The sequence below is a fragment of the Burkholderia sp. IT-111MI5 genome, from assembly GCF_949752865.1.
Taxonomy (GTDB): domain Bacteria; phylum Pseudomonadota; class Gammaproteobacteria; order Burkholderiales; family Burkholderiaceae; genus Burkholderia; species Burkholderia pyrrocinia_C.
The window spans coordinates 75,177-87,624 of record NZ_CATKIF010000004.1; the positions used below are offsets into that span (position 1 = coordinate 75,177).

Genomic DNA, 12,448 nt, shown 5'->3' on the forward strand with positions numbered 1-12,448 from the left:
ACGGCCCGCGCATTGCTGCGCGGGCCGTTTTTCCATTTACAGCCAGTAAACGACGACGTACAGGCCGAGCCAGACGACGTCGACGAAGTGCCAGTACCACGCGGCGCCTTCGAATGCGAAGTGGTGATCGGGCTTGAAGTGGCCGCGGATCATCCGCACCAGCACCACCGCGAGCATCGTGCCGCCGAGGAACACGTGGAAGCCGTGGAAACCGGTCAGCAGGAAGAACGTCGAACCGTACACGCCCGAGTTCAGCGTCAGGTTCAGTTCGTTGTACGCGTGGTAGTACTCGAAACCCTGCAGGAACAGGAAGCAGATACCGAACGCGAGCGTCGCGGCCAGCCATGCGATCGCCTTCTTGCGATGATCGTCGCGCAGTGCGTGGTGCGAGATCGTCAGCGTCACGCCCGACGACAGCAGGAATGCCGTGTTGATCGTCGGGACCGGCCACGGGCCCATCGTCTTGAAGTGACCGGCAAGCGCGGCGGGGCCTTCGTTCGGCCACACGGCGGAGAAGTCCGGCCAGATCAGCTTGTAGTCGAGGCTGCCGAGCTGGTGCAGCGCGATTTCACGTGCATAGAACAGCGCGCCGAAGAACGCGCCGAAGAACATGACTTCGGAGAAGATGAACCAGCTCATGCTCCAGCGGTACGACTTGTCGACGTTCTTGCCGTATTGACCGCCTTCCGATTCGGCGATCGCGTCGCCGAACCAGTGATACAGCGTGAAGAGCAACCACAGCAGGCCGAGCAGCGCCGTAAACGGCGCCCAGTCGTGACCGTTGATCCACAGCGCCGTCGATCCGAGCATGACCAGCAGCCCGATGGCCGCGCTGATCGGATGGTGCGACGGATGCGGCACGAAATAGTACGGGGTCTGGTTTTGACCGCTCATGCTTGATTCTCCACTTCAGTCCAATTTGTTTACCGGAAACCGCTCCGGCTTTATTTCTTGCGCGGCGCGACCGCCACCGCTCTTTCCTGCACGCAGCGCCGCGGCGCTGCGCACTGCATTCTTTCGTGACCGCGGGCGTCAGGCCTCAGCCCACGACGGCACGCACGATCAGGATCAACACGCCGATGAACACGCCGGCCGCGATCAACGCGACGATCAGCACGTGCAGCGGATTGAGTTGCGTCGCATCGGCTTCCAGGTCGCGCCGCTTGCGCACCCCGAAGAACGACCACAGCACCGCTTTCACCGCCTGGCCGAACGACCCGCCCCGCTTACCCTCCGTCATCGCCCCGTCTCCGTCGTCATGCATCCGGCTTCGCCGCGCCCTGCGCCGCGGTACTGCGCGTCGCCGGCGCCGGCGCGGCCGGCGTATTCAGCTCGAAGAACGTGTACGACAGCGTGATCGTCTTCACGTCCTTCGGCAATTTCGGATCGATCACGAACACCACCGGCATCTTGCGCGACTCGTGCGCGGCCAGCGTCTGCTGCGTGAAGCAAAAGCATTCGATCTTCTTGAAGAACTCCGTCGCCTGCTTCGGCGCGTAGCTCGGAATCGCCTGTGCAACGACCGGCCGGCCCTGCCCGTTCGTCACGTCGTATACGATCGTCGTCAGCTCGCCCGGATGCACGTCGAGACTGTTGTGCTCCGGCTTGAAACCGAGCGGGCCGCGCGCGTTCGCATCGAACTCGACCGACACCGTGCGGCTGGTGTCGACCTGCGAGTTCTTCACCTCGCGCTCGCTGACGTCGCGCTGCACCAGGTTGTTGATGCCGGTGATCTGGCAGATCGCCCGATACATCGGGATCAGCGCGAAGCCGAAACCGAACATCAGCCCGGCCACGACGAAGAGCTTCACCAGCATCGAACGATTGAACGCGCGATCGACGGCGCCCTCTTCCGGCTTCGACATACGACAACTTCCTCGCTACTGCGTCAGTTACTGCATCAGTGAGTGGACAGCCACCACTGCTTGATCACGACACCCACAAAAAAAACGGCGGCGATGACGAGCAGGATGAGGCCGAGCCGCTTGTTGCCCGCGCGGATCTGCTCGGGCGTTCGTCTTTCTTGTGGATTCCGGTTCATCTGAAACTTCGGTTCGGCGCCCGCCGCGCCTGCCTGCGCGGCAGGCAGCGGCTAAGCGCACTGTGAAACTTATTCGACGTGCGGCGGTTGCTCGAACGTATGGAACGGAGCCGGGCTCGGCACCGTCCACTCGAGGCCCGTCGCGCCGTCCCACGGCTTGTCCGACGCCTTTTCCAGATCGCCGCCGCCACGGTAGGCCGGCAGCGCGACCGCGAACAGGAAGTACACCTGCGCGAGGCCGAAGCCGAATGCGCCGATCGTCGCCACCTGGTTGAAGTCCGTGAACTGCGCCGGGTAGTCCGCATAACGACGCGGCATGCCCGCGAGGCCGACGAAGTGCATCGGGAAGAACGTCAGGTTGAAGAAGATCATCGACGCCCAGAAGTGGATCTTGCCGCGCGTCTCGTTGTACATCCAGCCCGTCCACTTCGGTGCCCAGTAGTACCAGCCCGAGAACAGCGCGAACAGCGAGCCGGCCACCAGCACGTAGTGGAAGTGCGCCACCACGAAGTAGGTGCCGTGATACTGGATGTCGAGCGGCGCCATCGCGAGCATCAGGCCCGTCAGGCCGCCGAACGTGAACACGAACAGGAAGCCGATCGCGAACAGCATCGGGGTTTCGAGCGTCATCGAGCCGCGCCACATCGTCGCGAGCCAGTTGAACACCTTCACGCCCGTCGGCACGGCGATCAGCATCGTCGCGTACATGAAGAACAGCTGACCGGTGACCGGCATGCCCGTGGCGAACATGTGGTGTGCCCAGACCATGAACGACAGGATCGCGATCGAAGCCGTCGCGTACACCATCGAGCTATAGCCGAACAGCGTCTTGCGCGAGAACGCCGGGATCACCTGCGACACGATCCCGAACGCCGGCAGAATCATGATGTACACCTCGGGGTGGCCGAAGAACCAGAAGATGTGCTGGTACATCACCGGGTCGCCGCCGCCTGCCGCGTTGAAGAACGACGTGCCGAAGTGGCGGTCGAACAGCACCATCGTGATCGCGCCTGCCAGAACCGGCATCACGGCGATCAGCAGGTAGGCCGTGATCAGCCACGTCCACGCGAACATCGGCATCTTCATCAGCGTCATGCCAGGTGCGCGCATGTTCAGGATCGTCACGACGATGTTGATCCCGCCCATGATCGACGACGCGCCCATGATGTGCACCGCGAAGATCGCGAAGTCCATGCCCGGGCCCATCTGCGTCGACAGCGGCGCGTACAGCGTCCAGCCGGCGGCCGTCGCGCCGCCCGGCGCGAAGAACGAGCCGACCAGCAGCACTGCCGCGACCGGCAGCAGCCAGAAGCTGAAGTTGTTCATCCGCGCGAACGCCATGTCGGACGCGCCGATCTGCAGCGGAATCATCCAGTTCGCGAAGCCGACGAACGCCGGCATGATCGCGCCGAACACCATGATCAGGCCGTGCATCGTCGTGAGTTCGTTGAAGAACTCCGGACGCATGATCTGCAGGCCCGGCTCGAACAGTTCGGCACGGATGCCGAGCGCCATCACGCCGCCCGACAGGAACATGATGAACGAGAACAGCAGGTACAGCGTACCGATGTCCTTGTGGTTGGTGGCGAACAGCCAGCGCCGCCAGCCGTGCGGCATTTCGTGCGCGTGGTCGTCGTGCGCGTGGTCCGCGGCTACGTCGTGCCCGATGCTAGACATGAGAATCTCCTAATGCGAATACGTCGACTAACTCAGCGACACGTCAAGCCGCCGGCCCGATCTCGACACGCCGGGCTTCCTTCGCGTCTGCCCCGCCCGAGATCGTTTCCGGCTTTTTGAGAATAATGTGGTCTTCCGCCACGCCTGCTGCCTTCAGCGCGTCGCGCACGGCTTGTGCGCGGTGCTTCGCCAGTTCGGCGTTCGCGTCGGCCGAGCCCGTCTTGTCGGTGAAGCCCGACAGCGCGAGCTTCGCGTCCGGATGTGCCTTCGCATAGTCGGCCGCGGCGGCGATCGCCGCTTTCGCGTCGGCCGGCAGCACGCTCTTGCCCGTCTCGAAGTAGATCGTCGACAACGCGACCGATGCCGCTGCCGATGCTGCCGCCGGCTGCTCGGCCGCGCCCGACGCGGCTTGCGCCGGTGCCGAAGCCGCGTCGGCCGACGCCGCTGCGCCTGCCGCGTCTTCCGGCATCTTGCCGTTGCGCGCGTCAGCCACTTGCTTCGGCTGCAGCAGGTCGTTCTTGTGGTTGCCCCACGAATTGCGCTCGTACGTGATGACCGATGCGATGTCGAGGTCCGACAGCGACGCCCACGACGGCATTGCGCCCTTGCCCAGCAGCACGCGCTCGACGTGGCCGGCGATCGGGCCGTTCACGATCGGGCTGCCGTCCATCGCCGGGAATGCGCCGAGGCCCTTGCCGCTCACCTGGTGGCAGGCCGCGCAGTTCGCCTTGTAGACTTCCTCGCCGTGCGCGACGAGTTCGGCCATCGTGTAGACCTTGTTCGGATCGACCGCCGCGCCGGCCAGCTTGGCCTTCTGCGCGGTGACCCACTTCGCGTAGTCGTCTTCCGACAGGACAACGACTACGACCGGCATGTACGCGTGCTCCTTGCCGCACAGCTCGGTACAGAAACCGCGGAAGGTGCCGACCTTGTCGGCCTTGAACCACGTGTCGCGCACGAAGCCGGGAATCGCATCCTGCTTCACGCCGAACGCGGGCACGTACCACGAGTGGACGACGTCGTTCGCGGTCGTGATGATGCGGATCTTCTTGTTGACCGGCACGACGAGCGGGTTGTCGACTTCCTGCAGATAGGTGTCGGTGATCGGCTTCTTGCCCATCACTTCGTCGCGCGGGGTGGTCAGCGTCGACAGGAAGCCGATGCCCTCGCCCGGGCCCTTCACGTAGTCGTAGCCCCACTTCCACTGGTAGCCGGTGACCTTGATCGTGAGATCGGCGTTGGTCGTGTCCTTCATCGCGACGACGGCCTTCGTCGCCGGCAGCGCCATCAGCACGACGATGACGAACGGCACGATCGTCCAGATGATCTCGACGGTCGTGCTTTCATGGAAATTGGCGGCCTTGTGGCCTTTGGATTTGCGGTGCGCGAAGATCGAATAGAACATCACGCCGAACACGCCGACGAAGATCACCGTACACAGGATCAGCATCATCGTGTGGAGATCGTAGAGCTCCTCGGCGATTTTCGTGACCGGCGGCTGAAAGTTGATCTCGTTGACGCGGGGGCCGCCCGGGCTATCACCGACCGCCAGGGCGGCACCGGCAAAGAGCAATCCGCTGCATGCCAGCACGCCCGTGAGGGCTCGCTTGATTGTTTTCATAGCATCCTTACCCAAAATTTCCATTCAAACCCTCCCCCGTCGCAAGCCGCCGGCCTGTTCCCGGCCGGTGCCCGCGCCTCGTCAGCCGCAGCGCCTGAGCGACATGCGCAGTTCGTCGGCGAACTGCGCACGCTTGTACTGCGCGAGATGCTGCCCGATTACGACGGTCTGCCCGCGCGATACCAGCCGAATCGGATCGCGTGGCGTCGCGCCCGGCTCGACCCGCACCCAGCGCGGGTTGAATTCGATCTGCGTGAGCCGCTCCGCATCCATCCGCTCGATCACGAGCCGGTGCGGGAACAGCCTGATGCGTTCGTAATCGACCGCATGGCGAGCATAGATCGCGAATGCGACACCCACAGCCAGCAACTCGATTCCGGTGAAGGGCATGACGAGCCAAGCCCCCCGCCACATCAGCAACGTCGCGATCACCAGCGAGAAGCCAGCGAGCGACGCGTAAAACAGCACGAACTGGCGCGGCGACGCCGAACAGTTGCGTTTCATGAGCCAGTCTTCGAGGACCGGCTCGCCGTTCGTCGTCTCCGCCAAAACCCTCGCTGCTTCCATCGCCGCCTCACGCGAATGGCATGCGATGCATGCCTGCATCGGACTCGTCGCCCCGTATTGCGGGGACCCCGGGACGACAAGCTGACGCATTATAGGCGGGTTCAATGGCATCCACAAGCAAGCGCCTATCGCCCGCCAAGCCAAGCGCGACAAGCTTTCCGGCCATTTTTGGCGCCAATTCGACCCCGCTTTGCGCCGCTAATTTCGGACATAACAAAACCCCTCTTTACCGCTTTACCGATTCTTCGGACGCCCCTTTCCGATGTCCTCGATGCGCACGATCCCGTGCCCTTCGGCGGTCGTGCGCGGGACGGCCTTCCATGCGTGGCCGTAGATCACCTCGAAGGTCAGCGCAATCGTGCCGTCCGCGCGCCGGCGCGCTTCCAGCGCGTCGCCGAGCGCCGCGCGAAAGCGTCGCGTCGCGCGCTGCGGCGCCGCCCGCTCGAACGGATAGGCGCCCCAGCGGCGCACGTCGGCCAGCAGGGAATCGGGGGATTTGTACGTGACGGTCAGCACTTCCTGATCCATCACGGGAATCTCGAAGCCGCTCTCGACGAGCATGTCGCCGAGGTCGTGCATGTCGACGAAATCGATCACGCGCGCGGCGGGCGGCGCAATGCCGAGCGCCGCTTCAGCGTCCGCGCAGGCCGCGCGCAGCTCGCGCAGCGTGTCGGGGCCGAGCGTGCTGAACATCAGCAGCCCGTTCACGCGCAGCACGCGCTGCCATTCGGGCAGCACCGCGTCGGGGCGCGAATGCCAGTGGAGCGCGAGATTCGACCAGATCAGGTCGAACGCGCCGCCCGAAAACGGCAGCGCAGCGAAGTCGGCCTGCGCGACGCGCGGGCCGCGCTGGCCCAGCGCCCGGCCGAGCGAGGCCGGCAGCCAGCGGCGCCAGCTCGCCTGCTCGACCTCGCGCTGACCGGCCCGCGCAAGCATCGCGCCGGACAGGTCGACGCCGAATACGGGCGCTTCAGGAAAGCGCGCGCGCAGCGCCGGCAGATCGTCGCCCGGGCCGCAGCCCGCATCGAGCACGGCCGTGGGGCTCACCTTGATGTATTCGAGACGCTCGTTCATCCGTTGCGCGATCTCGCGCGGCAGGAACGCGACCGCGTCGAACGTGGCGGCACGGCGATCGAAGATCCGCCGCAGGCGCCTGGCGTCATTGGCCGGACGGCCGGTTGAAGTCGAAGCTGGGGACATGTCGGGCACACTGGCGAAGAGCCCGAAGTATACTCGCTCGCCCCGCAGGCTTCATCGAGGCGGGCCGCCAGGAGTGTTCGCGATGATCCGCAGTTCTGCTCCGCGCACGATGCGCGTCGTTTTGTCGCAGGTTCGCGCGCTGGCTGCGCGCGTCGCCGCGATCGCGCTGCCGAATCGCTGCGCACTGTGCGGCAATTTGTCACACGCCGTGATTTGCATTGCCTGCGACGCCGCGTACTGGAATGAAGCGCGGCTGCGCTGCGACATCTGCGCGCTGCCGCTAAGTGTCGGGCAGCCGCGTTCGCGCCCGCTCCGTGGCGGGCACGGCCGCGCCGGCCGCGCGGCCGCGTACCGTTGCGACGCGTGCCGCACGGCGGCGCCGCCGTTCGACGCGACGCTCGCGCTCGCGGATTACCGCGCGCCGCTCGACGGGCTCGCGCGCGGTCTGAAGTTTCACGCGCGGCTCGCGCTCGGCGCCGAATTCGCGGCCCGGCTCGCCCGGCTGGTCGACGATACGCGCGGCACCGGCGGCTTCGACCTGGTCGCGCCGGTGCCGCTGTCGCACCGGCGGCTCGTCGCACGCGGCTACAACCAGGCATGGGCGATCGCGCGGCCGCTCGCGCGCCGGCTCGGCGTGCGCGCGGATGCGGCACTGCTCGCGCGCGTCGCCGACACCGCGCCGCAGTCGCGGCTCGCCCTGCGCGCGCGGCGCGACAACGTGATGTCGGCGTTCGCGGTGGCCGGCGACGTCACTGGCCGCCACGTCGCGCTCGTCGACGATGTGATGACGTCCGGCGCGACGCTCGCGGCCGCCGCGCACGCACTGAAGGCGGCGGGCGCCGCGCGCGTGACGAATCTGGTTGCGCTGCGCACCGCCAGGGATTAATTAAATAGAGAGGCCGGCCGCCTGCACGCGGCCGCGGCCGTCACGAACCGGCCGGCCGGGAACGAGCGCGCATTGCTCCGCACCGGCCGGCCCAGCCAAACCGAAACATGTTCAACGTCGTCCTCGTCGCTCCCGAAATTCCGCCGAACACCGGCAACGTGATCCGCCTGTGCGCCAACACCGGCGCGCACCTGCACCTGATCGAGCCGCTCGGCTTTCCGCTCGACGACGCACGGATGCGCCGTGCCGGCCTCGACTATCACGAGTATGCGCAGATGCGCGTGCACCGCGACTGGGACGCGTTCGTCGCGGCCGAATCGCCCGATCCCGCGCGGATGTTCGCGTTCACGACACGCGGCTCGGGCCGCTTCCACGATCATGCGTTCCTGCCGGGCGACTGGTTCGTGTTCGGCTCGGAGACGCGCGGCCTGCCCGCCGCGCTGCTCGAACGCTTCCCGAACGAACAGCGCGTGCGCCTGCCGATGCGGCCGGACAACCGCAGCCTGAACCTGTCGAACACGGTCGCGGTGGTCGTGTTCGAGGCGTGGCGCCAGGCCGGCTTCGAAGGCGGCGCGTGATGCGTACGCGGCGCGAGCCGCGTCAGTTGCGCGCGAGCCGCGCGCGATACAGGTCGTGGATGTCGGGGGAAAAGCACGCGAACACCACGCGTGCGAGGCTCGGCGCCTGCGGCAGCATTTCGACGACGGTGCCGACTGCAATGTCGACGGCCTCGCCGGCCGGATAACGATAGATGCCGCAACTGATCGCCGGAAACGCGATCGACGTCGCGGCCACCTCTTCGGCCAGCTCGATCGCGCGCCGGTAGCACGATGCGAGCAGGTCGCGCTCGCCGCGATCGCCGCCGTGCCACACCGGCCCGACCGCATGGATCACGTAGCGCGCCGGCAGCCCGTGGCCGCGCGTGAGCTTCGCGTCGCCCGTATCGCAGCCGCCGAGCGTGCGGCACTCGGCGAGCAGGCCGGGGCCGGCAGCGCGGTGAATCGCGCCGTCGACACCGCCCCCGCCGAGCAGCGAGCCGTTCGCGGCGTTGACGATCGCGTCGACATCGAGCGTCGTGATGTCGACGAGTTGCGCGTCGAGCGTGGTGGATTGGATCTGCAGCATGACAACCTCCCGAAACGCCGGAGACTTGTTCAAGCGTAGTGCGCTTTGGCGCCGCGCGCTTGACGCGACCGCACCGGGCGGCGCCCGGCCGCGCTACTCGGCGCGCGCGTCGCGCCGCAGCAGGCCGCTGACGGCGTCGCGCGGCGCGATGCCGTCGAACAGCACGCCGCACACGGCTTCGGTGATCGGCATCTCGATCGATTGCGCGTGCGCGATCGCCAGCACGGCCTGCGCGCAGCGCACGCCTTCGGCCACGTGGCCGAGCGCACCGAGGATGTCGTTCAGCGTGCGGCCGGCCGCCAGTTGCAGGCCGACCGTGCGGTTGCGCGACAGGTCGCCCGTCGCGGTGAGGATCAGGTCGCCGAGGCCCGTGAGGCCGGTGAAGGTTTCCGCGCGGCCGCCGAGCGCGACGCCGAGCCGTGACATTTCGGCGAGGCCGCGCGTGATCAGCGCGGCGCGCGCGTTCAGCCCGAGGCCGAGGCCGTCGGAAATGCCGGTCGCGATCGCGAGCACGTTCTTCACCGCGCCGCCAACCTCGACGCCGACCACGTCGTCGCCCGTATAGATCCGCATCGCGCCGTGATGGAACGCGGCGAGCGTGCGCTCGCGGCATTCGGCGGACGTGCTCGCCACCGTCAGCGCGACGGGCAGCGACTGTCCGACCTCGCGCGCGAAGCTCGGCCCCGACAGCACGCCGTTGCTGCGCTGTTCGGGCAGCTCGGCCGCGATCACCTGATGCGGCAGCAGATGCGTGTCGGCCTCGAAGCCCTTGCAGACCCAGACAATGTGCGCGGGCACGCAGCCTGCGTCGTGCATCGCGTGGCACAGCGTGCGCAGCCCGGCCACGGGCGCGGCGATCACGCACAGCGCGTCGTCCGCGGCGCCATGCGCGAGCGCGGCGCCGAGATCGGCGTCGTAGCGCAATGCGTCAGGCAGCGCGATGCCGTCCAGATAGCGGGAATTTTCGTGCCGGGCCTGCAGCCCGGCGATGAGCGCGGCGTCGCGCGCCCACAGAAGCGTATCGTGCCGCGCGGCCAGATGGCCCGCGAGCGCGGTGCCCCAGGCACCGGCGCCGAGAACGGCTACTTTCATACCCAGCACCGGTCCGTGTGAAACGTCAGTTCAGCGTCGTGCCGTTCGGCGCGCCTGCGGCGCCGGCCTGCTGCTGAAGCTGCGCGAGACGCTGCTCGTACAGCGCCTGGAAGTTGATTTCCGCCAGGTGGATCGGCGGGAAGCCCGCACGCGTGATCGCGTCGGCGATGTTCGAGCGCAGGTACGGGAACAGGATCGTCGGGCAAGCGATGCCGACCAGCGGGTCGAGCTGTTCGTCCGGAATGTTGCGAATGTCGAAAATGCCGGCCTGCTTCGCTTCGATCAGGAACGCGACCTTGTCCTTCACCTTCGCGGTGACGGTACCCGACACGACGACTTCGAACACGCTTTCCGCGAGGCGGTCGGCCTTGACGTCGACTTCGACTTCAACCGACGGCATGTCCTGCTCGAGGAAGATGGCCGGCGAATTCGGCTGCTCGAGCGACATATCCTTCAAGTAGACGCGCTGGATGTTGAAGAACGGTTGGTTTTCGACGTCGGACATGGTGTTTCCCAAAAAAGTGGTGACGGAGCGGCCCGGCTTCTCGCCGGCCGCCACGGATGAATCCTGCGCGCCCAAGCCGCGGCGCGGCCGGCGGCCATTCTGCCCTAATCAGGCCGCTTGCAGAAGCGGCGCGAGCCCGCCTTCGCGGTCGAGCTTCGACAGATCGTCGTAGCCGCCGACGTGCGTGTCGCCGATATAGATCTGCGGCACCGTGCGGCGCCCCGTGCGCGTCATCATTTCCTCGCGGCGCGCCGGATCGCGGTCGATCAGCACCTTTTCGATCTGCTCGACACCGCGCAGCTTCAGCAGGCGCTCGGCCTGCATGCAATACGGACACACCTGCGTGCTGTACATCAAAACCTTGTTCACTTCGCCACTCCTTGTTTGACGACCGGCATCCCGGCCTGCTGCCAGGCAGCCACGCCGCCCTCGAGCACGTGCACCTCCGCATAGCCCGCCGCCTCGACCTCGCGCGCCGCCTTCTGCGACTGCTGGCCATTCTGGCAGACGAGCAGCACCGGCGTGCTCTTGTTCTTCGCGACCTGCGCGATCTTCGCGCCGATCTCGCCCGCCGCGACCTGACGCGCCGACGGCAGGTGGCCGGCGGCGAAATCGGACGCGGCGCGCACGTCGATCACGACCGCATTGCGGCGGTTGATGAGCTGGGTGGCCTCCGCGGCCGACAGGCCGCCGCGGCCGCGGCGCAGGGCGGGCCACGCCAGCAGGCCGCCGGATACCAGCAGGATCGCGATGAGGGCCAGGTTCGTGTAATCGGTAAAGAACGTCACGGAATTCCGCCGGAAAAAGAGAAATCGGATGAGGACAATCCCGCCATTATAAAATAACCGCCTTGCGCGATGGCGGGCCCGGGTCGGGTGCCGCGCGACGCGCACCGCTTCCTTCACTACCGACCGCAAGATCCATGTACAAACTCGTTCTCATCCGCCACGGCGAATCGACGTGGAACAAGGAAAACCGCTTCACCGGCTGGGTCGACGTCGACCTGACCGAACAGGGTCGCAACGAGGCCTACCAGGCCGGCGAATTGCTCAAGGAGGCCGGCTACACGTTCGACATCGCGTACACGTCGGTGCTCAAGCGCGCGATCCGCACGCTGTGGCACGTGCAGGACCGGATGGACCTCATGTACCTGCCGGTCGTCCACTCGTGGCGCCTGAACGAGCGCCACTACGGCGCGCTGTCTGGGCTGAACAAGGCGGAAACGGCCGCGAAGTTCGGCGACGACCAGGTGCTCGTCTGGCGCCGCAGCTACGATACGCCGCCGCCCGCGCTCGAACCGACCGACGAGCGCGCGCCGTTCAACGACCCGCGCTATGCGAAGGTGCCGCGCGAGCAACTGCCGCTCACCGAGTGCCTGAAGGACACGGTCGCGCGCGTGCTGCCGCTGTGGAACGAGTCGATCGCGCCCGCGGTCCGCGCCGGCAAGCAGGTACTGATCGCCGCGCACGGCAACTCGCTGCGCGCGCTGATCAAGTACCTCGACGGCATCTCGGACAGCGACATCGTCGGCCTGAACATCCCGAACGGCGTGCCGCTCGTGTATGAACTCGACGAGAACCTGAAGCCGATCCAGCACTATTACCTCGGCGACCAGGACGCGATCGCGCAGGCGCAGGCCGCCGTCGCGAAGCAGGGCAAGGCGGGCTGACGCCCGTCGCGCCGGGCGTGCCGCGTCCGGCGCGGCACGCCGCGCGAACCTTCGCGGCCCCGCTG

The 12,448-nt window shown here is 66.8% G+C and carries 16 protein-coding genes; 3 read left to right on the forward strand and 13 right to left on the reverse strand.

Annotated elements, in window-relative coordinates; all coding sequences use genetic code 11:
• Nucleotides 1-36: 36 nt before the first annotated feature.
• The 8 genes from ACM6JT_RS03410 to ACM6JT_RS03445 all read right to left on the reverse strand — a co-directional run bounded on the left by ACM6JT_RS03410 (nucleotide 37) and on the right by ACM6JT_RS03445 (nucleotide 7,106).
• The gene (locus ACM6JT_RS03410) at nucleotides 37-894 is read right to left on the reverse strand and encodes a cytochrome c oxidase subunit 3 (protein WP_034179104.1); all 858 of its coding nucleotides are present in this window, start codon (nucleotides 892-894) and stop codon (nucleotides 37-39) included.
• A gap of 145 nt (nucleotides 895-1,039) precedes the next feature.
• The gene (locus ACM6JT_RS03415) at nucleotides 1,040-1,240 is read right to left on the reverse strand and encodes a DUF2970 domain-containing protein (protein ID WP_047899090.1); all 201 of its coding nucleotides are present in this window, start codon (nucleotides 1,238-1,240) and stop codon (nucleotides 1,040-1,042) included.
• A gap of 16 nt (nucleotides 1,241-1,256) precedes the next feature.
• Nucleotides 1,257-1,865 (reverse strand): cytochrome c oxidase assembly protein, encoded by a 609-nt coding sequence (locus ACM6JT_RS03420; RefSeq protein ID WP_034179106.1) that lies wholly within the window; start codon nucleotides 1,863-1,865, stop codon nucleotides 1,257-1,259.
• Between the two features lie 35 nt (nucleotides 1,866-1,900).
• A complete protein-coding gene (locus ACM6JT_RS03425) occupies nucleotides 1,901-2,041 on the reverse strand; it encodes a cytochrome oxidase small assembly protein (protein ID WP_006760728.1) in 141 nt (46 codons plus the stop codon).
• A gap of 69 nt (nucleotides 2,042-2,110) precedes the next feature.
• Nucleotides 2,111-3,718, reverse strand: coding sequence for a cytochrome c oxidase subunit I (gene ctaD, locus ACM6JT_RS03430; protein ID WP_034179108.1), 1,608 nt, complete (start codon nucleotides 3,716-3,718; stop codon nucleotides 2,111-2,113).
• Between the two features lie 43 nt (nucleotides 3,719-3,761).
• Nucleotides 3,762-5,363 (reverse strand): cytochrome c oxidase subunit II, encoded by a 1,602-nt coding sequence (gene coxB, locus ACM6JT_RS03435; protein ID WP_217590794.1) that lies wholly within the window; start codon nucleotides 5,361-5,363, stop codon nucleotides 3,762-3,764.
• Between the two features lie 57 nt (nucleotides 5,364-5,420).
• Complete coding sequence (locus tag ACM6JT_RS03440) at nucleotides 5,421-5,945, reverse strand: DUF2244 domain-containing protein (protein ID WP_051983603.1); 525 nt, start codon at nucleotides 5,943-5,945, stop codon at nucleotides 5,421-5,423.
• A 195-nt stretch (nucleotides 5,946-6,140) separates the two neighbouring features.
• Complete coding sequence (locus ACM6JT_RS03445) at nucleotides 6,141-7,106, reverse strand: methyltransferase domain-containing protein (RefSeq protein ID WP_034179111.1); 966 nt, start codon at nucleotides 7,104-7,106, stop codon at nucleotides 6,141-6,143.
• An 82-nt stretch (nucleotides 7,107-7,188) separates the two neighbouring features.
• Here ACM6JT_RS03445 and ACM6JT_RS03450 point away from each other — a divergent pair, with 82 nt between their 5' ends.
• Nucleotides 7,189-7,992 carry a phosphoribosyltransferase family protein gene (locus ACM6JT_RS03450; protein WP_034179441.1) on the forward strand — a complete coding sequence of 268 codons (804 nt, stop codon included), beginning with the start codon at nucleotides 7,189-7,191 and terminating at the stop codon, nucleotides 7,990-7,992.
• 107 nt (nucleotides 7,993-8,099) lie between these two features.
• On the forward strand, nucleotides 8,100-8,570 hold the full coding sequence (gene trmL / locus ACM6JT_RS03455; protein ID WP_034179112.1) for a tRNA (uridine(34)/cytosine(34)/5-carboxymethylaminomethyluridine(34)-2'-O)-methyltransferase TrmL: 471 nt from the start codon (nucleotides 8,100-8,102) through the stop codon (nucleotides 8,568-8,570).
• Nucleotides 8,571-8,592: 22 nt separating this feature from the next.
• Here trmL and ACM6JT_RS03460 read toward each other — a convergent pair whose 3' ends face one another.
• From ACM6JT_RS03460 to ACM6JT_RS03480, 5 genes are all read right to left on the reverse strand, one after another.
• Nucleotides 8,593-9,117: an O-acetyl-ADP-ribose deacetylase gene (locus tag ACM6JT_RS03460; RefSeq protein ID WP_217590793.1), complete on the reverse strand. Its 525-nt coding sequence runs from the start codon at nucleotides 9,115-9,117 to the stop codon at nucleotides 8,593-8,595.
• Between the two features lie 93 nt (nucleotides 9,118-9,210).
• Nucleotides 9,211-10,209 carry an NAD(P)H-dependent glycerol-3-phosphate dehydrogenase gene (locus ACM6JT_RS03465; protein WP_034179114.1) on the reverse strand — a complete coding sequence of 333 codons (999 nt, stop codon included), beginning with the start codon at nucleotides 10,207-10,209 and terminating at the stop codon, nucleotides 9,211-9,213.
• Nucleotides 10,210-10,234: 25 nt separating this feature from the next.
• Complete coding sequence (gene secB, locus ACM6JT_RS03470; protein WP_034179115.1) at nucleotides 10,235-10,714, reverse strand: protein-export chaperone SecB; 480 nt, start codon at nucleotides 10,712-10,714, stop codon at nucleotides 10,235-10,237.
• Between the two features lie 108 nt (nucleotides 10,715-10,822).
• Nucleotides 10,823-11,083, reverse strand: a complete 261-nt coding sequence (gene grxC, locus ACM6JT_RS03475) for a glutaredoxin 3 (protein WP_034179116.1) — start codon at nucleotides 11,081-11,083, stop codon at nucleotides 10,823-10,825.
• Nucleotides 11,080-11,502 carry a rhodanese-like domain-containing protein gene (locus tag ACM6JT_RS03480; RefSeq protein WP_034179117.1) on the reverse strand — a complete coding sequence of 141 codons (423 nt, stop codon included), beginning with the start codon at nucleotides 11,500-11,502 and terminating at the stop codon, nucleotides 11,080-11,082. Before ACM6JT_RS03480 ends, grxC begins: the two co-directional genes overlap by 4 nt.
• Nucleotides 11,503-11,636: 134 nt before the next feature.
• Between ACM6JT_RS03480 and gpmA the strand changes: the two genes are divergently transcribed.
• Nucleotides 11,637-12,383 carry a 2,3-diphosphoglycerate-dependent phosphoglycerate mutase gene (gene gpmA, locus ACM6JT_RS03485; protein ID WP_105389624.1) on the forward strand — a complete coding sequence of 249 codons (747 nt, stop codon included), beginning with the start codon at nucleotides 11,637-11,639 and terminating at the stop codon, nucleotides 12,381-12,383.
• Nucleotides 12,384-12,448 lie beyond the last annotated feature (65 nt).